The sequence below is a fragment of the Colwellia maritima genome, from assembly GCF_022669015.1.
GTDB classification, from domain to species: Bacteria; Pseudomonadota; Gammaproteobacteria; order Enterobacterales; family Alteromonadaceae; genus Colwellia; species Colwellia maritima.
Genome location: NZ_JAKKSL010000001.1, coordinates 873,948 through 895,838, shown reverse-complemented (window position 1 = coordinate 895,838; position 21,891 = coordinate 873,948). Strand labels below are relative to the sequence as shown.

Annotated in this window: 19 protein-coding genes and 4 pseudogenes; 2 read left to right on the top strand and 21 right to left on the bottom strand. The window is 38.3% G+C overall.

Features of this window, described 5'->3' with window-relative positions; genetic code table 11:
• Window positions 1-58: 58 nt before the first annotated feature.
• From L3081_RS04470 to L3081_RS04425, 10 genes and pseudogenes are all read right to left on the bottom strand, one after another.
• A complete protein-coding gene (locus L3081_RS04470; protein ID WP_242283776.1) occupies window positions 59-604 on the bottom strand; it encodes a GGDEF domain-containing protein in 546 nt (181 codons plus the stop codon).
• Between the two features lie 18 nt (window positions 605-622).
• A complete protein-coding gene (locus L3081_RS04465) occupies window positions 623-1,381 on the bottom strand; it encodes a PAS domain-containing protein (RefSeq protein WP_242283775.1) in 759 nt (252 codons plus the stop codon).
• A 197-nt stretch (window positions 1,382-1,578) separates the two neighbouring features.
• A complete protein-coding gene (locus L3081_RS04460) occupies window positions 1,579-2,370 on the bottom strand; it encodes a sterol desaturase family protein (RefSeq protein WP_242283773.1) in 792 nt (263 codons plus the stop codon).
• Entirely contained in the window at window positions 2,363-3,022 is a 660-nt protein-coding gene (locus tag L3081_RS04455) for a CDP-alcohol phosphatidyltransferase family protein (RefSeq protein WP_242283771.1), read from the bottom strand. Before L3081_RS04455 ends, L3081_RS04460 begins: the two co-directional genes overlap by 8 nt.
• Before the next feature lies 1 nt (window position 3,023).
• Entirely contained in the window at window positions 3,024-3,671 is a 648-nt protein-coding gene (locus L3081_RS04450; RefSeq protein ID WP_242285547.1) for an ATP-binding cassette domain-containing protein, read from the bottom strand.
• A gap of 96 nt (window positions 3,672-3,767) precedes the next feature.
• On the bottom strand, window positions 3,768-5,474 hold the full coding sequence (locus tag L3081_RS04445) for an ABC transporter permease (RefSeq protein ID WP_420839715.1): 1,707 nt from the start codon (window positions 5,472-5,474) through the stop codon (window positions 3,768-3,770).
• 41 nt (window positions 5,475-5,515) lie between these two features.
• Window positions 5,516-6,798, bottom strand: a pseudogene (locus L3081_RS04440) (ABC transporter substrate-binding protein).
• Complete coding sequence (locus tag L3081_RS04435) at window positions 6,785-7,621, bottom strand: DUF547 domain-containing protein (RefSeq protein WP_242283767.1); 837 nt, start codon at window positions 7,619-7,621, stop codon at window positions 6,785-6,787. The pseudogene L3081_RS04440 and the gene L3081_RS04435 overlap by 14 nt, the downstream one beginning before the upstream one ends.
• A gap of 1 nt (window position 7,622) precedes the next feature.
• A pseudogene (locus tag L3081_RS04430) lies at window positions 7,623-9,787 on the bottom strand (FAD-dependent oxidoreductase).
• Window positions 9,788-9,805: 18 nt separating this feature from the next.
• A pseudogene (locus L3081_RS04425) lies at window positions 9,806-12,166 on the bottom strand (TonB-dependent receptor).
• A gap of 194 nt (window positions 12,167-12,360) precedes the next feature.
• Between L3081_RS04425 and L3081_RS04420 the strand changes: the two are divergent.
• Window positions 12,361-12,774 carry a hypothetical protein gene (locus tag L3081_RS04420; protein WP_242283766.1) on the top strand — a complete coding sequence of 138 codons (414 nt, stop codon included), beginning with the start codon at window positions 12,361-12,363 and terminating at the stop codon, window positions 12,772-12,774.
• 166 nt (window positions 12,775-12,940) lie between these two features.
• On the opposite strand, the gene L3081_RS04415 is transcribed toward L3081_RS04420, so the two are convergent.
• The 11 genes and pseudogenes from L3081_RS04415 to L3081_RS04380 form a co-directional block, all read right to left on the bottom strand.
• Window positions 12,941-13,993 (bottom strand): aldo/keto reductase, encoded by a 1,053-nt coding sequence (locus L3081_RS04415; RefSeq protein ID WP_242283765.1) that lies wholly within the window; start codon window positions 13,991-13,993, stop codon window positions 12,941-12,943.
• A gap of 103 nt (window positions 13,994-14,096) precedes the next feature.
• Window positions 14,097-15,344: a bifunctional ornithine lipid synthase OlsF gene (gene olsF / locus L3081_RS27935; protein ID WP_476728545.1), complete on the bottom strand. Its 1,248-nt coding sequence runs from the start codon at window positions 15,342-15,344 to the stop codon at window positions 14,097-14,099.
• A 116-nt stretch (window positions 15,345-15,460) separates the two neighbouring features.
• Window positions 15,461-15,772: pseudogene (locus tag L3081_RS29340) on the bottom strand (GNAT family N-acetyltransferase); the annotation flags it as partial.
• 128 nt (window positions 15,773-15,900) lie between these two features.
• A complete protein-coding gene (locus L3081_RS04405; protein ID WP_242283763.1) occupies window positions 15,901-16,656 on the bottom strand; it encodes an alpha/beta fold hydrolase in 756 nt (251 codons plus the stop codon).
• Window positions 16,653-17,750, bottom strand: coding sequence for a M14 family zinc carboxypeptidase (locus tag L3081_RS04400; RefSeq protein WP_242283761.1), 1,098 nt, complete (start codon window positions 17,748-17,750; stop codon window positions 16,653-16,655). Before L3081_RS04400 ends, L3081_RS04405 begins: the two co-directional genes overlap by 4 nt.
• A gap of 151 nt (window positions 17,751-17,901) precedes the next feature.
• Entirely contained in the window at window positions 17,902-18,288 is a 387-nt protein-coding gene (locus L3081_RS04395) for a protein tyrosine phosphatase family protein (protein ID WP_242283760.1), read from the bottom strand.
• A 14-nt stretch (window positions 18,289-18,302) separates the two neighbouring features.
• A complete protein-coding gene (locus tag L3081_RS04390) occupies window positions 18,303-18,932 on the bottom strand; it encodes a sulfite exporter TauE/SafE family protein (protein WP_242285544.1) in 630 nt (209 codons plus the stop codon).
• A 28-nt stretch (window positions 18,933-18,960) separates the two neighbouring features.
• Window positions 18,961-19,083: a hypothetical protein gene (locus L3081_RS26390; protein WP_274620329.1), complete on the bottom strand. Its 123-nt coding sequence runs from the start codon at window positions 19,081-19,083 to the stop codon at window positions 18,961-18,963.
• Window positions 19,084-19,089: 6 nt separating this feature from the next.
• Complete coding sequence (locus tag L3081_RS27925; RefSeq protein WP_338027102.1) at window positions 19,090-19,461, bottom strand: hypothetical protein; 372 nt, start codon at window positions 19,459-19,461, stop codon at window positions 19,090-19,092.
• Window positions 19,380-19,961 carry an MBL fold metallo-hydrolase gene (locus L3081_RS04385; RefSeq protein ID WP_338027101.1) on the bottom strand — a complete coding sequence of 194 codons (582 nt, stop codon included), beginning with the start codon at window positions 19,959-19,961 and terminating at the stop codon, window positions 19,380-19,382. The genes L3081_RS27925 and L3081_RS04385 overlap by 82 nt, the downstream gene beginning before the upstream one ends.
• 68 nt (window positions 19,962-20,029) lie before the next feature.
• Window positions 20,030-20,689 carry a peroxiredoxin gene (locus tag L3081_RS04380; RefSeq protein WP_242283758.1) on the bottom strand — a complete coding sequence of 220 codons (660 nt, stop codon included), beginning with the start codon at window positions 20,687-20,689 and terminating at the stop codon, window positions 20,030-20,032.
• 282 nt (window positions 20,690-20,971) lie between these two features.
• Here L3081_RS04380 and L3081_RS04375 point away from each other — a divergent pair, with 282 nt between their 5' ends.
• Entirely contained in the window at window positions 20,972-21,889 is a 918-nt protein-coding gene (locus L3081_RS04375; RefSeq protein WP_242283756.1) for a hydrogen peroxide-inducible genes activator, read from the top strand.
• Window positions 21,890-21,891: the final 2 nt, after the last annotated feature.

The window sequence follows — 21,891 nt, the reverse complement described above, 5'->3', positions numbered from 1 at the left end:
AGATAAAATGCGTTAAGGACAGGCGTTACCGATTATTTATTCGCTATCGCTTTGATATTTATTCGCTATCGCTATATAGCTCAACCCGATTTCTCCCATTAGCTTTTGCCCTATACATTGCAATATCAGCTTTTTCTATTAGTTGGTCTCTTGTTGAACCATGAGCAGGATAAGTTGAAACTCCCATACTCACTGTTAACGTGATTTCAGTTTGATCAGCGAGTGTAATGCGATTCCTTTCAATGGTTTTACATAACTTTTCAGCCACTCGATATTGTTTCGCTTCATCTAGGTCGGGTAAAAGTACGAGAAATTCTTCCCCACCCCAACGAAATAACAGGTCATTTTCTCTAAGGTGCTCCTCCATTTTACTAACAAAAGCCTGCAAAACAATATCACCCACTCTATGCCCATATTGATCATTGATGGCTTTAAAATAATCTATATCAACAAAAACAACGGCAAATGGCTCACCATTAATGCGGGAAGTCGCAATTTGTTGCTCCAAAATCTCATGACAAACCCTACGATTAAACGCCCCGGTAAGCTCGTCTCGTGCCGCTTGGTTTTCTAACCTTTCTTGTAAAGCAACTTGATCAGTCACGTTCTGCACCATGCCGAACTACAGCAGTCGGGCACCTTGTGCATCTCTTTTACTCACTTTTCCTCTATCATCAACCCAAATATAGTGGCCGACTCGGTTTCTTAAACGGTATTTAGCTTCAAATTTATCAGTACGTCCTTGCAAATGCTCTTGCATTACAGCGAGTACTCTATTTTTATCATCAGGGTGAATACCATCTACCCAAAAATCAACCTTTGATGCATCTTCTTCTGGACCATAACCTCGCATTTGCATTAGTTTTGGGCTGACATAAAGACTATCATTCTCAATATCCCATTCCCAGATACCATCTGAGGCTTCATAGAGGGCGTACCATAAACTATGCTTATGCGCCTCCATTTCCTTGTCTCTCATTTGTCGATGGCTAATATCACGAGCAACTGATAGGAAGAAATGCTTCCCCTCATAATATACATTAGAAGTGCGAATTTCGACGGGAAAAGAACGACCTCCTTTACGTTGATGATGCCCTAAAAATACATAGGGCTTTTTTGATTGCGAGATAACTTCAGCAATTTCACTCCAATGAGGCTGATTAAAAACAGAGTCTTGCAGGCTCAAAACCGAGTGATTAATAATTTCGGCTTCCGTCATCTCCACAGATTCATAAGCCATTTTATTTGCATATAAAATATTGGAGGACTCAGGATCAATAAGATAAACAGCTTCAGGAAGATGAGTAAGCACAGAAGTTAATAGTAAATAATCAGGCGCAGTACCACCTGTTAAATCAATTTCTTTTGTAGTTTTTTTCATACTTCGTCTACCTACAGTGGAAGCTATAGAACACCCCACCTTACAGCTAATGAATTCGAGTTCATGAAATAACACCACCGGTTATTATCGCGAAGAACTACCTAGCATATCCATATGTGTATTATAATATTACACATTAAAAGCATTAAAAGCATTAAATGGTCAACGTATTTCCCAAGAGGAATGCTTTTTGAGCTTTATTTATTTTCAAACGGCATAGTAAGTAAACGCCAAAGCTTAGCATTATCCTTTACTGGAGGGTATTCAGTTAACCCGATATCTAATTCACTATCCCGCTTTTGAGCCTTATCTTTATAACTACCAAATAACTTATCCCACCAAATGACACTAAAACCATAATTTGAGTTAGTTTCACTGACAACTTGGCTGTGATGAATACGATGCAATATTTGCGTCATTAATATCAAGCGCAGTGGTTTTTCTATCACGTTGGGTAAACGAATATTGGCATGATTAAACAATGCCAAACCGTTTAAAGTAATTTCAAATATAAGCACTGCAATAGCAGGTACACCAAATGCCGTGACAGCAAGTAGTTTAATCAGAACACTAAGCACTATTTCAATAGGATGAAATCTAAGTCCCGTGCTGCTATCTACATGTACATCTGCGTGATGTACTCGGTGAAAGCGCCACAAAAAAGGCACCTTATGAAACAACCTATGCTGCCAATAAATAAGGATATCGAGTAAAAACAAACTTAGGATGATTTCGATAACGCTAGGTAACAAAAATAGGTTAAATAAGCCAATATTGTGCTGTTGATTATAGAGTGCTACTGCCGTAAGACCAATAGGCACGGTTAATCTAACAACAAGGGATGAAACAATAACTAGGCCAAAATTGGCAATCCATCGTGTACTATTTTTAATGACAGATTTTCGAGCAGGATGTTGCCATTCCAGTAACATCATGACAACCAATATAGTGAAAAAACAGCCTAAACGCCACCCAAGTTCGTTAGTCATTTTTCACCATCTCATCTTTAGTAGTTAATATATTAGCTTCTTGCTGTTTTAACGTATGATAGCCACCATAAATACGCGTTACAATCGTTATTACACAGGCAATAGCGAATACGGTCGCCAATGCAGAAAAATATTGTGGCCAAAGACAAAAAGCCACAAAAAAGGCAATAGTTTCAGTCCCTTCAGTTAAACCATTTAAGTAGTAGAAGCTTTTATATTTAAATTGTGGTTTTTCCAAGTTAAATTTTTCTGCGGCGATAGCAAAAGCCAAAAAACTTGACCCTGTGCCAATAAACGCAGCCAATAAAAAAGAACCCGCAACAGCATTTTGTTCAGGGTTTGCTAAGATAAAGCCAAACGGAATAGCCGCATAAAATAAAAAATCGAGGGTAATATCAAGAAACCCACCTGCACTTGTACTGTTATTAGCGTAACGAGCCAATGCACCGTCAAGCCCATCGATAACACGGTTTAAAATAATAGCGGCAAGGGCGGCATACCAGTACTGAAACGCAAGTAACGGTACAGCAAGTAAACCGATAGAAAATCCCACGAGTGTCAGTTGATTTGCTGTTACACCACGCTTATTCAATAACACTATCGGCGGGGTTAATAAGGGTTTAATAACCGGAGTTATGAATTTATCTAACATGCTATTTACCTCCTGAGTGTAGCGAAATAACTTTGCCGTTTGCCTCATCAGCATCACTGTGATCATGGCTAACCATAATAGCAGGAAGCTTATGATCTCGAATCAGATTAAACACTAATTGGCGAGTAGCAACCCTTAATTCTGTATCGAGTTTACTGAAGGGTTCATCCAGTAAAATTGCTTTAGGCTTGCTTAATAGCATACGTAATAAAGCGACGCGTGCTTGTTGCCCACCAGAAAGGTTATCAGGATGGCGATTACCCACGCCTTTTAAACCGACGCTCTCAAGCGCCTGCTCAACTTTTTCAAAACGCTCTTTTTTACCCGCCTTTTCCTTAGGTATAGCAAAGGCAACATTATCACTCACAGATAAGTGTGAAAATAATAAGGGATCTTGATATAGCACCCCAATATGACGTAAATGTGCAGGTAAATTATTAATAGATTGCCCGTTCAGCCATAGCTCACCCGTTGCGTTAAAATCCTTAGTTAATGTGCCCGCTATCCAATTGAGTAAACTTGATTTACCACTGCCTGACGGGCCCATAATAGTAAGAATTTCACCACCATTAACTTGCTCATTCAAACTAAGTAGCTGCGTATTTTGCCGATATAACTGTAAATTTTTTATTTGTAAACAAGGTTGCATTTCAATACCTTTAGCAATATTCGTTTCATTAAGGCCTGTTGACCTTTCATGTTTAAATTTTGTTCGAATTAAATAATCAGCAAAGTTCAACAGGCCCTAGTGGGCACTTTTAAAGAAGTACTTCGGTAATATCCAAGCCAAGATAAAACCAAGCAAAGGTAATACCATCTGCATAATGCCATAAACAGCACTCGTACGCCGACTTGCGCCATTAGCTAAAGTAACGGCTTCAGTTGTTATCGTGGTTATACGACCTCCTCCGACTAAAAGCGTTGGCAAATATTGTCCAAAGCTTATTGCCAACCCCAATGCCACTGCGACTAAAATAGGCGCAAATAACTGAGGGAGTTTTATCTTTAAAAATACGTTAAACGGTGTAGTCCCTAAACTTGCACCAACTTGCGCAAACCTTGGGTCTAAGCGCCGATAACTACTGGCGAGTGATAAAAAAACATAGGGTAATACAAACAGCAAATGCGAAAAAACCATATTAAAGAAAGAAGATTGAATATGCATCAGTTGTTGTACCCATACAAGACCAAATAAAAAGGCAATGCTCGGTACCAACAACGGTAAATATATAATTAAGTTAGTCACATTAGATAACGGCTTAGCGCTTAATTGCTCAGCCTCTAAACATAACAACGTCAGAATAATAGCTGAGATCGTTGCAACGAAGCCAATAGACAGGGTGTTAAATATCGGATTGCCCATTTGTGCTAAAGCACTTTTAACATGAAGTAACGTAAGCTGTTCTGGCAGTAAAGCGGGAAAGCGCCAGAAACCTGCCACCGACCACATCATTAAACCCACAAGTGCTAGCAAGATAAAAGCAATAACACAAACCGTCAGTATTGTTGTGATTTTTTGCCAAAAAACATCGCCATAATCACGCTTGCCATTAGTCAGTGAATCACAAAAAAATGCTTTTACTATTTTCTCCCCCATAAGCCATAGTAAAAGTAGCCCACTGGTTAGTGCAAGTTGCAATATCGCACCGGCTGAAGCCTGTAGTCGTAAATTCAAATCAACATCGTTAAACCAATGCATAATAGCAACAGCAAGCGTTGATGGTGTATTGGGTCCTAAAATCAATGGCATTTCAACACTGGCACTGGCATAAGCAAGCACGGCTAAAATAGGTAAACGTAATAGTGGGTAAATACTTGGCAAGATAACTTTAAAAAAAGCGGTCATCGGACAATAACCCAAATTTAAGGCTACTTTATGTTGTTGACGCAAAGTCTTGCCAAACTCGGGTTGTGCTAATACGCTTAATGCCATTAATAATAAAAAGGGTAACTCTTTTAGTGTTAATCCTAAAATTATACTAATACCGTACGGATCATGCGGTAAGATACCTGCAGGCGCAAATTCCCGACCGCTAAGCCAAGGTGATAATAACCTTGAAAGCATACCAGAAGGCGCAATTAAAAAACCGACAGCAATCGCCGCAGCTGCATGGGGTATAACTAAAATAGGACTCAGTAAACGTTGAATATGGTTGAGCCACTGACTGTTAAAAAAAGCACCTAGAATTAATAACGTAATAACAAAAGCGCACAATGTACTTAATAAACCAGTGACAACACTTAATAAAATCATTTGGGCTAAACCAGGTGTTTGCCAAAGCGCCATAAATCCTTGTAATCCAATGGTTGTTTGCTCAAGTGCAGGGGCATAACCAAAAGCAGGTAGCAAAACACTCATTAAACCACCGCAGACAGGTAGCATGAGTATAGCCAATAAAAAATGGGGACTATATTTAACAAAACGAGTAAATATATCAAGATTATCGTTCATCGTATTTGATGAGACACCTACTTTTTTAGCAAATATACTCATTACCTTGCCCCATAACGGGATTGCCACCCTTGCATAATGGCATTAACCCAACTGGGATGTGGTTCACTCAACGTTTGTTTAATACTGTCAAACGGTAGTGCGCTTGGGTGTTGTTTAGCGCTTTTAAATAAAGTTTGTTGCGCAGGAGATAAAGTTGAAGAGATCAAAACCGTTGTGTCTCCCCAAATATCAGGTTTTTGTTTATAAGACTGCGCTAATGGACTCAGTAAAAAGTTGGCAACCACCTGTGCTGCCTGTTGATGGCTTGAATTATAAGGAATAGCCACAAAATGCGTGTTACTTAAGCTACCATCATTCATCGCATAACTGCGAATACTTTTAGGTAAATCAAAACGGTTAACCGCAGCAGGTACTGCTTGGGTGCTGAAAAAGTAAAGGCCAAACTTAACTCGGTATCATCAATTAAGCGGCGCATTTGTGAGCCACTTTGCATAAAATGTTCGCCATTGCGCCAAAGTGTTGGGTGCAGCTTATTTAAAAAATGCCATAATGGGTTTAGCACTTGCGCTGTATTTTTGGCTGTAGCTGTTTGCTTTAATTGCGCTTTAACTGTTTCATCACTTTGCTGATGTAATACAACCAATACGTATTTTAAAAAGCTCATGCCTAAAAAATCAGGGGGTTTAGGATAACTAAAGCGTCCTGGATTATGTCTACTCCAACGTAATAATTCCTGAAGTGTTCTGGGTAGTATGTTATTGACTGAACCATCAATGGCAAGACTGTCGTAATAAAAGGTCAGTGATGCTTGTCCCCACGGTGCTTCCATTCCTTGTGTTGGTAGCCCAAAATCAAAATTAACGGTAGGATTATTACTCGGGTCGGTAAAAGCAAAATTAGGTAATTTATTTGCCCACTGCTTTAAAAGTAATCCGTGCTCACTCATGGCGGCAAAGTTTGCGCCGTTTATCCAGATTAAATCAACACTACCTTGTTGATTATTATTGGCAGACTTCTCTGCAAGCACTCTACTTACAGCTTCGCCGGTATCACTTAGTTTTACATGAATTAAGGTAATATCGTATTTGGATTTAACCTGCGCAGCAACCCATTGAATATAGGCATTAATTTGTGCGTCTCCGCCCCACGCGTTAAAGTATACATAGTGATTTTTAGCTTTTTCTTCAATAATTTGCCAACGCGATTGTTGCTCAGCATTAGCCGCACCACTGATACTAATCATGGGGATAAACGCCATGCAAAACATGGCGCAACGAAAACGATACTGCGCCAAGAGTTTCCAACACTTAGTGATGGGCATTTAAATTCCAATTGTAATCTAAAAATTTAATTTTCATTTCGCCTATTTGAAGTGCTTCTTTTTGCGTTGCGGTTAACTTAAGCGCCTCTGGATATTGTAGAAAAAACTGCTGTAAAGTATGCCCATTTCTAAACGTTTTTTCAAAATCATCGCCATACCATTTGAATATTGACGATACACTTAATAAATTACCTTCAGCTATATTACGTGTTGTATCAGACAAAAAACGAATAGTTTGATCTTCTAATTGGCTTTCTAACTGTGCCGCAGTATACGCCTCTGCACGAAGTGCAGGACAACCAATACTGGCACAGTTTACTGCAAAATGAATACGTGGGTCGTTGTACTTTGACTCACTCTTGTCATCAATCGCGCCACGAATTAAGTCATGCTCTATATTGTCTAAGCTAAGTGTTTCACCTAATAATGGAATAAATTTTTTACTCCATGGTGAGCTAAAAAAGCCCCCTAAATCTTTTATTGATTTAAGACCTGAACCGTCTTCAGAAAGGTTAGTGACAATCAGCTCCACTGTCCATGCGTTATAAGCGTTAATTAAAAAAGCCAGTTGTTTTGTTTTTCCCGAACCGTCAAATTCATTTTGGCTTACGGCTGACAACATCTTTAAATACGTTGTTAATTCGCTGTGTTGCGCCTGCATAGCAACATAGTTTACTGCCGTGCTGTGGCCATTATTAATAGCGACGACGTTTTGATTTACTAACTTATTCCATGCACTATGCATGTTTTCAGCATAACTAACAAACGATGCCGCAAGTAAGGTAGAACTTAGTAAGATTGTTTTAAAAGAAAGTTTAAACATATTAACCTCGACGCCATGTGTGGTATTTTTCAAGCCAATTTAATACAGTTTCGGGTGCATGAGCTCGTTTCCACTCGCCTGCGGCATACTTGTTGCCTTCAGCCCATGTTGGGTAACTATGAATAGTGCCTAAGATTTTGTTTAAACCTAAACCGTGTTTCATGGCTAAAACAAACTCAGCAATTAAGTCGCCCGCGTGCTCAGACACGACCGTAACCCCTAATATTTTATCTTTACCTTTCGGTGTAATGACTTTAATAAAACCTTTAGTTGCACTATCGGTAATAGCACGATCAAGTTCTTCAAACTCAAAACGGGTAATTTCAAAATCAATACCTTGGTCTTTCGCTTCTTGTTCGTTAAGTCCTACACGCGCCACTTCTGGGTCAATAAAAGTTGTCCACGGAATAACACGATAATCAACTTTAAACTTTTTAAGGTGTCCAAATAAGCCGTTTACAGCGGCGTACCAACCTTGATGCGCTGCCACATGGGTAAATTGGTATGGACCAACAATATCGCCTGCGGCAAAAATATTAGGGTATAAGGTTTCTAAGTATTCATTGGTAACTATAGTACGGTTCGTTTCAATACCTAATGCTTCAAGTCCGTAACCTTTAAGACGTGCACTACGGCCTACTGCACATAATAACTCATCGTATTCTATGGCTAACTCTTCACCATTTTCTTCGACAAGACGTTTAACAATAATGTACTTTTTACCGTCACGCGCTTCACAACGTAATGCTTGATGCGAGGTTAAAATGTTAACACCACTGTCGCTTAATGCTTCATGCGCGAAGGTAGACACGTCAAGATCTTCTTTGATCATGATGCGATCTGCCATTTCAATTTGCGTAACGTTTGAACCTAAACGAGCAAAAGTTTGTGCTAATTCGCTACCAATTGGCCCACCACCCAATACAACAAGTTTTTTAGGGGCTTCGTCAAATTCAGCAAACTTGCTCCATAAGGTATCACTGGTTACATAACCTGTTTCTTCAATACCGGGTAAAGGTGGAACAAATGGACGTGCGCCCGTTGCAATAACAATAGTGCGTGCGGTTAATGTTTGCGTGCCACCATCGTTGAGTTTAATTTCAACAGTCCATGGGTCAATTAACTTACCGTAGCCTTTTACAACGTCTACACCTAAATTTGTGTAACGTTCAACACTGTCGTGCGGAGCAACGTCTGCAATAACTTTATGAACACGTGCCATGACTTTTTTGAATGAAAACTGTGGTGTTGTGTTCTCTAAGCCGTAATGTTCTCCGTGTCGAATTTGTTCCGCTATTTTTGCACTTTTAATAATCGCTTTACTTGGTACACAACCGTAATTTAAACAGTCGCCGCCCATCTCACCCGCTTCAATCAAGGTAACTTTTGCTTTTACCGCGGCAGCGATATAGCTAGTAACTAAACCACCTGCACCTGCACCAATAACAATCATATTACGGTCGAATTTTTTGGGTTTTGAATAGTTTTTGTATACACGACTTTTTTAAACATGTTTAAAATTCCTTTAGCAATAAGAGGAAAAATACCCAATAAAGCAAATGATAAAATTAAGTTAATAGATAAAATACCCGACAAACTTTCTATTTGCGCCGGCTGTGTACCCGCGTTAACAAATACAAAAGTACCTGCCAACATACCTATTTGGCTTACCCAGTAGAATGTCCACGACTTTATCGCTGTAACCCCCATAAGTAAGTTGATTAAAAAGAACGGGAACACAGGCACTAAACGTAAAGTAAATAAGTAAAAGCCACCTTCTTTTTCTACCCCCGCGTCAATCGCAGCTAAACGCTCAGGAAAACGTTGCTTTATCGTATCGCGCAGTAAATAACGTGAGACTAAAAAGGCAAGGGTCGCACCTATGGTTGATGCAAATGAGACGATGAGTAACCCTTGTGCTAAACCAAATAAGGCACCGGCCGCTAAGGTTAGAATTGCAGCACCAGGTAACGAAAGAGCTGTAACAACTACATACAATAAAAAGAACCCACCTACCACTAATAATGGTGACTGTTCTTTATATTGGTTAAATTGCGCCATTGAGCCTTTTAAGCCATCGAGCGTCAGTAATTGATGCAGGTCAAAATGAAAGAACAAGCCTACGGCTATTGCTGCAATCAATAATACAACTATTTTTTTTATCATAAATCTCTCTAAAGCTTTTTAAAAATAATGGCTAAGCGTTAACTTAGCGTTAATTGGTAATTCAGGAAAAACTAAGGTGGCACCAAAGTAACCCCCTTCAAAAACAGGACGCCAGTTTTTTTGATTGGTTATATTATTTACATCAAACCGTAACTTGGTTGCGGGTGTAAAAGCATAACTAGAATTGATGTTTAGCGTGTATTGGTCACGTATATTAACCGTTGCTAAAAAATCTAATGGGTAACTCTTGGTATAAAGACCCGAAAAACCCGCTTGCCATTTCGAACTAATTGAATAACTACCATTAAAACTAAATGATTGCTCTGGAATGCCTTGCACTTGCCTATTTGAAGCAGCAAATGCTGTAAATGAAGGAGCGCCTACATTCGTCCCGGCAATAATATCTGGGCGCGAATCGTCAAAGGCATCTGCTACTTGAGCAGAATCTTGGCTGCTAGCAGAATTATCATAACGCGCATCAATGTAGCTGTAGCCGACTCTCAACCAGTAAGGGTATGCATCGTAAAACACTTGGCTTTCAAAACCAGTAGTACGTATACCCGTATTACTGCCATCACGATTTCTTAAACTACGGCGCTGACTAAACAAAGCGCCATCGGCGTACCAATTGCTGTCGTTTGGAGCATACTTTACGCCAAGTTCAACAAGTGTATTTTCAGTAGCAAAGTTTTGTGCACTAATAGTGTTGTCGGAACCAAGAGTTGTTCCACCTGCCATACTGTTAGAGGTTGCTTCGTTATAACTCGCTGCTCCGTATGTAGTGACATCATTATTCAACTTATAATTGAAGCTAATTTGACCTGAATGTAACGTTTCATTAATACTGTCACTTGCTGAAATCTGCCCCTGTGGTGCGATAGGATCATGTGCTTCTACATCATAAAAATCTATACGATAACCAATACTCGTGTGCAGGTCGCTTGTCCAATCTGAGTCGTGTTGCATTGCAAAACCTGTTTGCCACGAGCGTGAATCAGTTGTGTCGGATAAATTAAAATCACCGCTACCATCATTGTTAATATCATACTGACCACCAGGAGAGACAAATACACCAGGACGAAGCTCTACTAAACGTACTTGTTGTTCAGCTGTAAGCGGAATGCGTCGATTTGAAAGAGGGCCGGTTAAATCAATAGGTAAATCAGCCTCTGTGGTAAATTGGCTATAGCCTAAAACTTTATTATAGCGCACGTCAAAGGCAAAAATAGTTTCTTGGTCGTTATTCCACAGATGAGTTAGCTCAATACGGTTTTGTGCGGTATCTGCTCCATCAATTATTTCAACAAAACTGTTTTGCGCAATTTCTTCGCGTTGTAAATGTTGAAAATAAGTAATGTTTTTAATTGACGTTTTAGGCGAAAGTTCGCGCTTATAAATACTATGCAGTAAATACGTTGTGGCTTCGTTTAGATTATCTGGGTCAGTCAACACCGTGCTGCGATCAATCTCAACAAGCCCTGTTGGTGACACAATTGAGCCGGCTCGCCGGCACTGTGCTGCCATTTACTTGCACGCCTTGACCCGTAATGTATAAACCATTATCTATTAATGCTTGGGTTGGTCGATTGATCCCTGCATTGTCGGTAAATTCAACATGGTATAATTCTGCGTTAAGATCCCGCTGCTTTTATCATCTGGCAATATACGCAAAGCCGCAAATAAACTGTCACTCTGCGTACTTGAAAAATCATAATAGCTACCATTATCAATGTGTTCAACACTGACTCTAAAGCCAATTTCATCATTGACTATTGGCGCAGTGTAATCAACTAACGCACGGTATTGGTCCCAACGACCTGCCGATAAATTAACTTTTCCTTTGCTTTCATCTGTTGAAGCCGATTTAGAATGTAAATTGACAAAGCCGCCATTACGTTGGCTTGAACCGAACAACACAGGTGGCGCACCTTTTACGACATCAATTTGCTCTACCGAGTTAAATGACAAAGGCACACCAAAACCATTATTACCTGCTTGACGTCGTGTTCCGTCTTGAAATAATTCGCCTAACTGGCCACGGATAGTGGGTAAACTTGGCGCACCAAAACCGTCGGCTGAATAAGTATTTGGACTTACAGCCAATACATCTTGCAAGGTTGTTATGTTGAGCTGCTCTATTAATTCACTCGAAATAGGCGTAACAGAACGGGCAATATCTTGTAATGCTAAATTATCACCAAAAGGCCCATCGATTAATGCATCTTTTACTGACAGGCCTTGGGAATTTATTTTTTGCCCAATAATTTCAACACGCTCTATCGAACTTTGATCCAAATCGCTACTTGCTTCATCTGCGTACAATTGCATGGATAAACTCAATAACGTTGCTATAGACAACGCCAACACTGTTTGTTTCAAAAGGCTCTCGCTCTGATTAAATTTTTCATGGGGGTAAAGACCATAAGGAAGTAAAAAAACTTTCATTTAATCAAAATGAATCAATTTTATGGGTTATTTGCGAATAAACTAAAATTTATAAAAATTAATTTGCGTTTGGGCGGTCTTGTTTAGCTGATTACTCTTTTACTAATTTAATTTTTTAAGGAAACTTTATGACAAGCACAACCAATGATGACTTTCAAAACCGCCTACAATGGTCGCTTTTTTCGCTGCGTTTAGGCGTTTTTATTGTGATGATTATGTGGACACTCGATAAATTTGTTAACCCTGGTCACAGTGCTCGTATTTTTGAACATTTTTATGGTATTAGCGGTTCATCCGATATAGTCGCTTATGTATTAGGGGCTTTGCAGTTACTGTTAGTTGTAGCATTTATGGCGGGTATTAAAAAACGTTTTACTTATGGCTTAATTTTTATAATGCATGGTTTGTCTACCTTGTCATCATACAATCAATATATTGATGGCTTTAATAATTTATTATTTTTTGCTGCTTGGCCTATGTGGGCAGCATGTTTTGCGCTTTATCTATTACGAGAGCAAGATGTAAAATTAACGGTAAAGTAATTCAGGCAAAAAAAAAGCGTTTACTTGAAACCAAGTAAACGCATTATAAAACATAAAACACTAGGGAAATAACATGTTCATATAATAAGAGTACTCACAAACCAAAAAGTTCCCTCTAGTTGAAAAAATTGATAACTTTCTAATTCGCAATACCTAATACTTAATATTAATACGGTGCAGGATATTCTCGTAATACCTTATCTATATCACTTAATGCTGCTGCACTGAGCTCAAGGTTAAATCCTTTTATATTTTCTTGTAACTGAACCATGCTTGTTGCGCCAATAATGGTAGAGGTTACGCCATGAATTTGCTTACACCATGCTAATGCCAATTGTGAAGGAGTAATATTATACTGCTTGGCAATATCAACATAGGCTGCGGTTGCCTTATGTGTTGAAGGGGTATTTCTAAAGATGCCGTTTCTTTGTTCAAATGTCCATCGGCTACCCTTAGGTAAAGCATTGTTTAAATATTTACCCGACAATATACCCGTTGCAAGCGGTGACCAAGGCAGATAGGCAATATTTTCTCTAATACAGTTTTCAATTAAATAAGGTGCATCTTGCGGGTGGAGTAAGTTAAATTCGTTTTGAATCGACACAATGCGTGGTAAATCATATTGCTCGCTCAGTTTTAAATAGGTATTAATACCCCACGGGGTATCGTCTGATAAACCACAATACCTTATTTTTCCTGCTTCGACACAGCGCGATAAACCTTGCAGAATATCAAGCATATTTTCAACTTCATGGGCCGTAGTTGTTTGTGTAAAGTCCACTTCGTTCGGCCAATGTTTACCGAAATGCGGAAAACCACGATTTGGCCAATGTAATTGAAATAAATCAATATAATCAGTTTGCAAACGTTTTAATGATTCATTAACAGCAAGTTCAATATTTTTACCTGATATCGAGCTGCCCTCTCTTACCCAAGGTAATCCTGGGCCAGATATTTTACTTGCCAACACAATATCTTTTCGTTTACTAGGCTTATTAGCGAGCCAATTGCCAATAATTGTTTCAGTTTTTCCGTAAGTATCAGGTGTAGGAGGGATAGCATAAATTTCAGCCGTATCAATAAAATTTATATCTTGTGATAGTGCATAATCAATTTGTTGATTGGCCTCTTCTTGATTATTTTGTAAACCCCACGTCATGCTTCCCAAGCAAACTTCAGAAACCGATAAATCGCTACTTCCTAATAAAGAATATTTCATAATTACCTGTAATTACGTTAGTTAAATTGTGATTATTATACTATTGCTTGAACACAGGTGAAAACTAATCAACCAATAGTTACGCTAATAATGTAACAAAAAACTATTTTTTATGAATATCAATATAACGTTGGCGCTTTTTCGGTAGTAATTTGTCAAGATCAACCACCACCAAACCATCAACACAGTCGTTAAAGTCAGGGTCGATATTAAATGCTGAAAAACTCACACCACCCTCTTCGCATAACCCTGAATACTGTTTATATAATGTTGGCACACTCACACCCACATTAGCCAGTAGGTGCTTCATGGTAGTGAAGTCTTTTTCTTTATCATTCCCTTCAAATGCTGAGCTTAGCTGATCTGCTTCAAGATCATCTAACTGAAATGGTGTTTTTGCCTTTGCTAACATTTTGTTATCAAAAAAATAGTGTTGGTAATAATCAATAAGCAAATTTTTTGTTGCTGTCGGCAAGGCATTACTAATACTGACAGGACCAAACAAATAACGGTATTGAGGATTTTTTGCAACAAAAGCGCCAATACCAACCCACAAGTATTCTAAACTTCGTTTCCCCCAGTATCGAGGCTGAACAAAACTTCTCCCCAGTTCTAACCCTTGAACAAATATTGGCTCCATACTGGGCTGATAATCAAATAAAGTCTTGGTATATAGTCCTTGCGATTGTGGGTTATCAATCAGTTTTTGGGTTTCACCAAAACGATATGCACCAACAATCTCTAAATCTTTATCATCCCATAACACTAGGTGTAAATAATCCTGATCATAACCATCAATGTCACGACGTTTTCCCGTTCCTTCACCAACTAAACGAAAAGCAACCTCTCTTAACCGCCCGATTTCACGCATGATAGGTGAACTATCTTGCTGACGATACAAGATGATTGCTTTACCATCGCTAGTAGTACCAAGCATTTCACATTGGCTAATGGCCGCTTTGAGTTCAGCACGATTTTCTGGATGAGCAATCGCTTTTTCAGTTTTTAGAATTTCAGCTTTGTTACGCGCAATATTATACAAATGCTTTTTGAATAATTTAACCTTGCTTTGCCCTGGCACATCTAACGAATCATAATGTTCAAAAGGGATCACATCTCCTATTTTGATGTTCATACGTTTATGTGCTTGTTTAAACATTTCTTTTATCAAAAGCAATGTCGACAATGGTTTATATACAGCTGATATGGCGTAAAAAAGTGCTGAATTACGTGCATCCATATATACAGGTAAAATAGGAGATTTAGTGGCGGTAGCAAAACTGAGAAAGCCCTTATGCCAACTACCATCACGAATCCCGGCCAGGCCCCATACGAGACACTTCGCCGGCAAAAAATAATCACAACCCCTTCATTGTTAAGGTGTTGATAAATCGATTCAAGATTCTTTTTAGCCGTTTTTCCACCCATATTATTAACGGGTAACAAAATTGAATGTAACGGTTTAACCGCCATAAGAACCTTGTTGGCCACCACTTTAAAATCAGGTCTTATTTCACTCACCATTTTAATCAATGCTGCCCCGTCTAAGGTACCAATGGGGTGGTTAGCAATAATAACGACTCGGCCCGTTGCAGGAATTTTCTCTCTATCTTTATCGCTAACACAATAGCCAAAATCAAAGTGGTCAAGCATAGCCTCAGCATAATCTACCCCTTTAGCAAAGGGATATTGCTTTTCAATGTTCAGTAATGCTTTTTCATGTAATAGATAACGTAAAATATTTCTAAAGCTTTTACCCACCAAAGACTGTGGGTGCATTTGGGGTAGATTTTCAGAAACAACTTGATCAACATTAAACATATTAAGTCCGCCATCAATAGATAAACTGTCTATTTCAGTAATGTAACTTATCTATATGGCTAATATTTGACGTTTAAGTGACAGCTTTATGACAAGGCTAGATACTGCTTAATTTTGCTTATCACCCAACTTCCATCATCTAGAGGGAGATCATGACCGACACTTGAATGCTCAATTAAGGTTCCCCCCAAATAATGATGTATATGCTGACTGGCTATATTATTTACCAGACGATCTTTTCTACTAGTTAACACCAATGGCGTAATGTTAGCTAAAGATTTCACTTTAAAACGTGATGCGGCGATTAACTGACGGATTAGATTAAAAAGACTTGTACGTTGAACACGTCGGTATTCGGTCCAATGAACTAAGGTGTCAGCATATTGTTGTTTATTTGAGGTGAGCTGCAAAATTTCTTTTTCAATGGCTTCGTCACTGCCTTTGCTCATGATAACTAAAAGCGATTTGGCTACAGCAACCAAATTAATTCGCTTATACCATGGTGTCAGGTTAGCAGCGCTAGTATTAATCAGGGTGATTGAACTTATTTCTTGTGGAAATCGATGCGCCCAATCGAGTGCAATCATGCCACCTAATGATAAAGCGACTAAATGAATATTAGCTAACAATTCTTCTGGTTTTTCACCTAACTCAAGGCGACAATGATCTGTATACTCAGCAATAAGAAGTGGGCTGTTAAGTGTCGCAAAATCGCCATTTCCACAGGTATCTAAAACGCTCACCTTATCATCAGGAAAAGCGTGTTTAAACTTTGCTATAAATGCTCCCCAATGACGATGATCACGTCCAAGGCCTCTTAGTAATAACCAATGTCGACTCATGTTGCTCGATACCATTGTTTAACCGCCGCTTTACGCATATCACTTTTTGTTTGATTTGTAGGTAACCAATTTGCATAATTGGAAACCGCTTGCGTCATAAAATCAAATAAAACCAAGTGACTACGCTGAACTCTAGACCAACGATGCTCAACATTAGGATTGAATAATCCTTGATATGAAAACATTTGTTTCGGGCTTTTTTTAACCCAATTCCACGATCCCATCTCTAAGGTTAACGATAAAAAAGGGTTATTAAACTCATGCTTAACTATTTTGCCAACGTGATCCCATAAATCTCCATGAGTAGTATAATGGCGAGACTGCGGTTCAAAAACATAATTATTATGAGGATACGTTTGTTGCCACAACTGATATAAAGCAAAATAATTAGCGACTGTGCGCGGTGGCCTTTTACGATAGGCATAGGGGATCCACAACCGATCTCGAAAACCAAAACCTGAATGGCAATCTAGCACTAAATTAAAGGGTCGATGCAGACATTCTTGCTTAAGAAAATCCACCAATAATTGATTTTCATGCTCAAGACTCCCATTGCCTCGATACCAAGGCAAATGACGACTCAATTGTTGTCCCCCAACAAACCACGGTACTTTTTCTTGTGCATCAATAGGGGAGTTTCGCATTAAATCAACCCCATTACCGTTTGAACGTGTACCCAGTAGCATACCAACAGGGTTCATCACAGGTAAAAAATTAAAACGAATATGGCTTAGCGAGCGCATAAAGTTGTTGTCCCACTTAGCACGCGACACTAGCGTATGCAGATAACTTAAAATTACCTGACTACCAATGCGCTCAATACCGTGAATACCACCAATAAAAGTAATTGCAGGTGCATTAATATTCGTACTACCAAAAGACAAACCCACTAAGGGCAGTTTATGTGTTTTGTGCTTACTCACTTTTGCGTCAAGAACAGCGTGAACCTCTGCCTGCATGAACCCTTGACCTTGCTGTATTAGTGTCGAGATACTTTCATATTCAGGCAGTAATTCGATGATTTCATCGTTAAGGTAATCTGAAAAGCTTCCGAATTTTTTTGAAGAATTTGGTAAGTGGTCACACACTGGCATTTTGCCTAGACTCAGTTAATAAGTTGAGCTCATTGTAATCCTACATTTGTGACGTTTTGATTACAAAATAAAATGCCTTAGTGCTTTGCTGAAGTGATGACTTATATTAACAATAACTAAGAAATCACACGCCTTCTTTATCATTAATTTTTTAAATGTCATACCCAATACTTTTCGCTTTAGCAACAACATAATCTCGGCCATATTTTTGTGACTGGCTAAGTGCCCATAAACTCACACTACGGTTTCCAGTACGGCAAAATGCTACCATAGGCCTTTTTTTAATAGTAAGAAGCGTAAGGAACTTATCAATTAAACTTGCAGGATAGCAGCCTGGCGTAATAGGTAAATAGTCATAATCAATACCAAGTTTTTGGGCAGCGACCAAAATATCTTGTGAGTTTGGCTGCGCAACCGTTTCACCATCAGGGCGATTATTTACAATAGTTTTAATTCCGATAGCTTTAAGTAACGGAATGTCTGCTAGTTCTATTTGATCTGAAATATATAAATCTTCATTTAATTTATGTAATTGCATGGTGCTTCCCCGTATTATTGCAGTAAAAAGGAAATGTTTGATTTTATTAAAATAAACAAGCTCATAATGAGTAGGAATACAGCAAAAATTCTTTTGAGCTTTTGTTGAGAAAACTTTGTGGAAACTCGTTCTCCTAAAAGACTACTGAGTGAGCCAACACCCGCTACGATTGCAATGATCTTCCAATCAAAAATTAAGTTTTGTGCCTCAGCAAGAGCATAATAGTTAATAAAGCCAGTTAAAGACTGTAACGTTATTATCACCAAACTTGTTGCTACCGCATTTGTCATACTTATTGACGTAAAAGCAAGCAAGGCAGGTATAATCAGAAAACCTCCACCTACCCCAACTAATCCACTAATAGCACCAACAGCTAAACCTGCTAACACTAATTTAAATGAAAAGGTGGTTTCGCCCGCATTTTCAACTACATTAATTTTATGTTTGAACATAGAAAGTGCAGCTACAAGCATAATAATGGCAAATAAAATTATTTGTTGAGTTCCTGTTAAGTAGACAGAAAATCCGGCAGAAGTATAACTTGCCAACATACTTGGCAAACCAAACTGCCAAGCAGTATCCCATTGAATTTTATTATTAAGTTGGTATTTTATTGCACCCGTCAACGCAATTAATCCAACAATGGCAAGCGAGCTAGCAATAGCAAGCTTCTCATTCTGCCCAACAATATAGGTTAACGCTTGGGACAGTTAAAATAGCACCGCCAGAGCCTAATAAGCCTAAACTCAAGCCAATAATAATAGCCGCGATTGAAATAAGAATTAGTTCAGTCATAAGGTATTACTTCAATGTATTAATAGGTAACTTTAAATAGCTAATACCATTACTTTCGGCTTTAGGAAAATGTCCCGCTCTAATATTTACTTGTACAGAAGGAATGATTAATTTAGGCATTGGCAGGTGTGCATCGCGTTCATTTCTAAATTGTACATAATCTTGAGATGTTACATTCTCAACAAGGTGAATGTTTTTAGACTTTTGCTCTGCAACACTGCTTTCCCAAGCAAACACTTCTCTTTCATCACTTTTATAGTCATGGCCTAAAAAAATTCGGGTGCTATCAGGTAATGCTAGAATTTTTTGGATAGAATGATAGAGTTGCTCAGCACTACCGCCAGGGAAATCACAACGAGCAGTACCATAATCAGGCATAAATAATGTATCACCAACAAATGCAGAGCCATCAACCACATAAGTAATACATGCTTTGGTGTATGACCTGGTGTATGCAAGATAGAAATTGCATGCGAACCTAAATTAATAACATCCCCTTCTTCTAATAACAAATCAAATTGTTTACCATCAGTAACAAACTCAGATTCAAAATTAAAAATGGTTTTGAAAATCTTTTGCACTTCGACAATATGCTTACCAATTGCAATTTTTCCGCCTAATTTTTTTTGCAAATATGGGGCAGCGGTAATATGATCTGCGTGAGCATGAGTTTCTAATATCCGGCGGCATGTCCAATGCTTTGCTACGACAAAATCAATCACTTCATCAACTAACTCAGTAGAAGTTACTCCTGAAGAGAGATCAAAACCGAGCACAGAATCAATAATTGCACATTCTTTTTTAGCACTGTCGGCTATTACATACGTTGCAGTATTTGTTATTTCATCAAAAAAACATTTAATAAAAAGTTTAGTCATGACGTACTCCTTTATTGATATAGAGTGTAGTTTTAGCGCCCGTTAAGGACGTTAAAAGCCCATTTTTCTTATAATGACTTAGTGCTAAAATACCAGTCAGTGTATTCAAAGCCTTCACTTGCGCGTGCATTGGCTTCTTCTACCGTTTTTGGTGGAGGAACAATAACTTTGTCACCGACCTTCCAACCTTCTGGCGTTGCTACGCCATTTTCATCTGAGGTTTGTACTGCTTTAAGTAACCTTAAAAACTCAGGAATAGAACGACCATTCGACATAGGGTAGTAAACCATCGCACGAAGCATGCCATTAGGGTCAATTAAAAATGTTGAGCGCACGGCAGAAGTATCACTAGCACCGGGTTGCACCATGCCATAAGCATTTGCCACCTTCATTGAAAGGTCGTCGATAATTGGAAACTGAATATCGACACCAAAGTTATCTTTTATATTCTTAACCCAAGCAATATGGGAAAAAATTGAGTCGATAGATAATCCCAACAGGTCACAGTTCAGAGCTTGAAATTCTTCATACATATTTGCGAAAGCCATAAACTCAGTACTACAAACAGGTGTAAAATCAGCAGGGTGAGAAAATAAAATTAACCAACGTCCCTTATAATCATTTAACGATTTCATGCCATGGGTAGTATTAGCAGTAAAGTCGGGGGCAAGTTCATTCAATCTTGGAAATTGCATTGTAGTGTTATTTTCATTTGTTTCATTAGTCATAATAATACTCTCTTTAAGTTATTACATTAGAAGATATTAAATTAGTTAAATCTAATTTATTAAGTTATTATATACCCCTCGATTAAAAAGTATATTGCGTTTATTGAATAAGGATCTTTAACAAAATAGATTAAACAGTCTTATACCCAAATCTCCTTAAGGGACAGGATTCAGAAGAAATTAGAAACGAGCATCTTTAGGTGGTTTAGGTATATACCGATGATTTGTGTTGAATTACGAGTAACTAACGCCTTAAACTATCGTTAGAGAAAAGCAAAAATGATGGAAGATATGATTACACTCAAACAGTTAACCTATGCTTTGGCGGTAGAAAAAACACTACATTTTAAAAAAGCAGCCGATCTTTGTAATGTATCTCAGTCGGCACTGAGTACCGCTATTAATGAGTTTGAAAAACAGCTAGATATCACTATATTTGAACGCAACACCAAACACGTTTTAATTACCCATAAGGGGCAATTAATTTTAGACAGCGCAAGAAAAATAAATGCTGAACTCGATGTATTATTAAAAATACCAAAAATGGATAATCAACCTTTTTCGAGTGAAATGACCATTGGCATAATTCCAACGATTGGCCCTTACCTTTTACCCAAAGTATTGCCTGCACTCAGAGAAAAACACCCTCATTTTAAAATGAAAATTATAGAGGAACAATCACACCTTTTAGTGTCTAAAGTGAAAACAGGAGAAATCGACGCGGCTATTATCGCTCTACCTTACCCAGTTGACGGCTTGATCAGCTTCGAGTTTTGGAAAGAAGATTTCTATTTAGTCTGCCATAAAGATGACACCATAAAGCAACCTAAAGAAATAAAAACATCAGATTTAGAGTTAGGTAAATTAATGCTATTAAAAGACGGGCATTGTCTAAAAGAACACGTTTATGCGGCTTGTCAATTTGAAGGAAATAAAGGAAAATCTGATTTTGATTCCGCCGGCTTACACACATTAATACAAATGGTGGCAGGTAAAATTGGTACAACATTTGTTCCACAAATGGCATTAGACCAACTGATTTACAATGAATCTGAACTTAGTGCAATCCATTTAAATGAACCAGGACCGCATAGAAGAATTGCTTTCATCGTTAGACCCAATTATGTACGAACAACAGAATTAACCATGTTGATGGATATTTTTACTAAAGAGCTAACTAAAAAGTGTGGCAAACAATAAAT

What these genes read in the sequence shown, in the direction of transcription:
- L3081_RS04375 (WP_242283756.1), top strand. Translation starts at nt 20,972, where the DNA reads ATGGAAGATATGATTACACTCAAACAGTTAACCTATGCTTTGGCGGTA.
- L3081_RS04415 (WP_242283765.1), bottom strand. Translation starts at nt 13,993, where the DNA reads ATGAAATATTCTTTATTAGGAAGTAGCGATTTATCGGTTTCTGAAGTT.
- L3081_RS04435 (WP_242283767.1), bottom strand. Translation starts at nt 7,621, where the DNA reads ATGTTTAAACTTTCTTTTAAAACAATCTTACTAAGTTCTACCTTACTT.
- L3081_RS04380 (WP_242283758.1), bottom strand. Translation starts at nt 20,689, where the DNA reads ATGACTAATGAAACAAATGAAAATAACACTACAATGCAATTTCCAAGA.
- L3081_RS27925 (WP_338027102.1), bottom strand. Translation starts at nt 19,461, where the DNA reads ATGCCTGATTATGGTACTGCTCGTTGTGATTTCCCTGGCGGTAGTGCT.
- L3081_RS04420 (WP_242283766.1), top strand. Translation starts at nt 12,361, where the DNA reads ATGACAAGCACAACCAATGATGACTTTCAAAACCGCCTACAATGGTCG.
- L3081_RS04450 (WP_242285547.1), bottom strand. Translation starts at nt 3,671, where the DNA reads ATGCAACCTTGTTTACAAATAAAAAATTTACAGTTATATCGGCAAAAT.
- L3081_RS04405 (WP_242283763.1), bottom strand. Translation starts at nt 16,656, where the DNA reads ATGAGTCGACATTGGTTATTACTAAGAGGCCTTGGACGTGATCATCGT.
- L3081_RS04465 (WP_242283775.1), bottom strand. Translation starts at nt 1,381, where the DNA reads ATGAAAAAAACTACAAAAGAAATTGATTTAACAGGTGGTACTGCGCCT.
- L3081_RS04395 (WP_242283760.1), bottom strand. Translation starts at nt 18,288, where the DNA reads ATGCAATTACATAAATTAAATGAAGATTTATATATTTCAGATCAAATA.
- L3081_RS04460 (WP_242283773.1), bottom strand. Translation starts at nt 2,370, where the DNA reads ATGACTAACGAACTTGGGTGGCGTTTAGGCTGTTTTTTCACTATATTG.
- L3081_RS04400 (WP_242283761.1), bottom strand. Translation starts at nt 17,750, where the DNA reads ATGCCAGTGTGTGACCACTTACCAAATTCTTCAAAAAAATTCGGAAGC.
- L3081_RS26390 (WP_274620329.1), bottom strand. Translation starts at nt 19,083, where the DNA reads ATGACTGAACTAATTCTTATTTCAATCGCGGCTATTATTATTGGCTTG.
- L3081_RS04445 (WP_420839715.1), bottom strand. Translation starts at nt 5,474, where the DNA reads ATGAACGATAATCTTGATATATTTACTCGTTTTGTTAAATATAGTCCC.
- L3081_RS04385 (WP_338027101.1), bottom strand. Translation starts at nt 19,961, where the DNA reads ATGACTAAACTTTTTATTAAATGTTTTTTTGATGAAATAACAAATACT.
- L3081_RS04455 (WP_242283771.1), bottom strand. Translation starts at nt 3,022, where the DNA reads ATGTTAGATAAATTCATAACTCCGGTTATTAAACCCTTATTAACCCCG.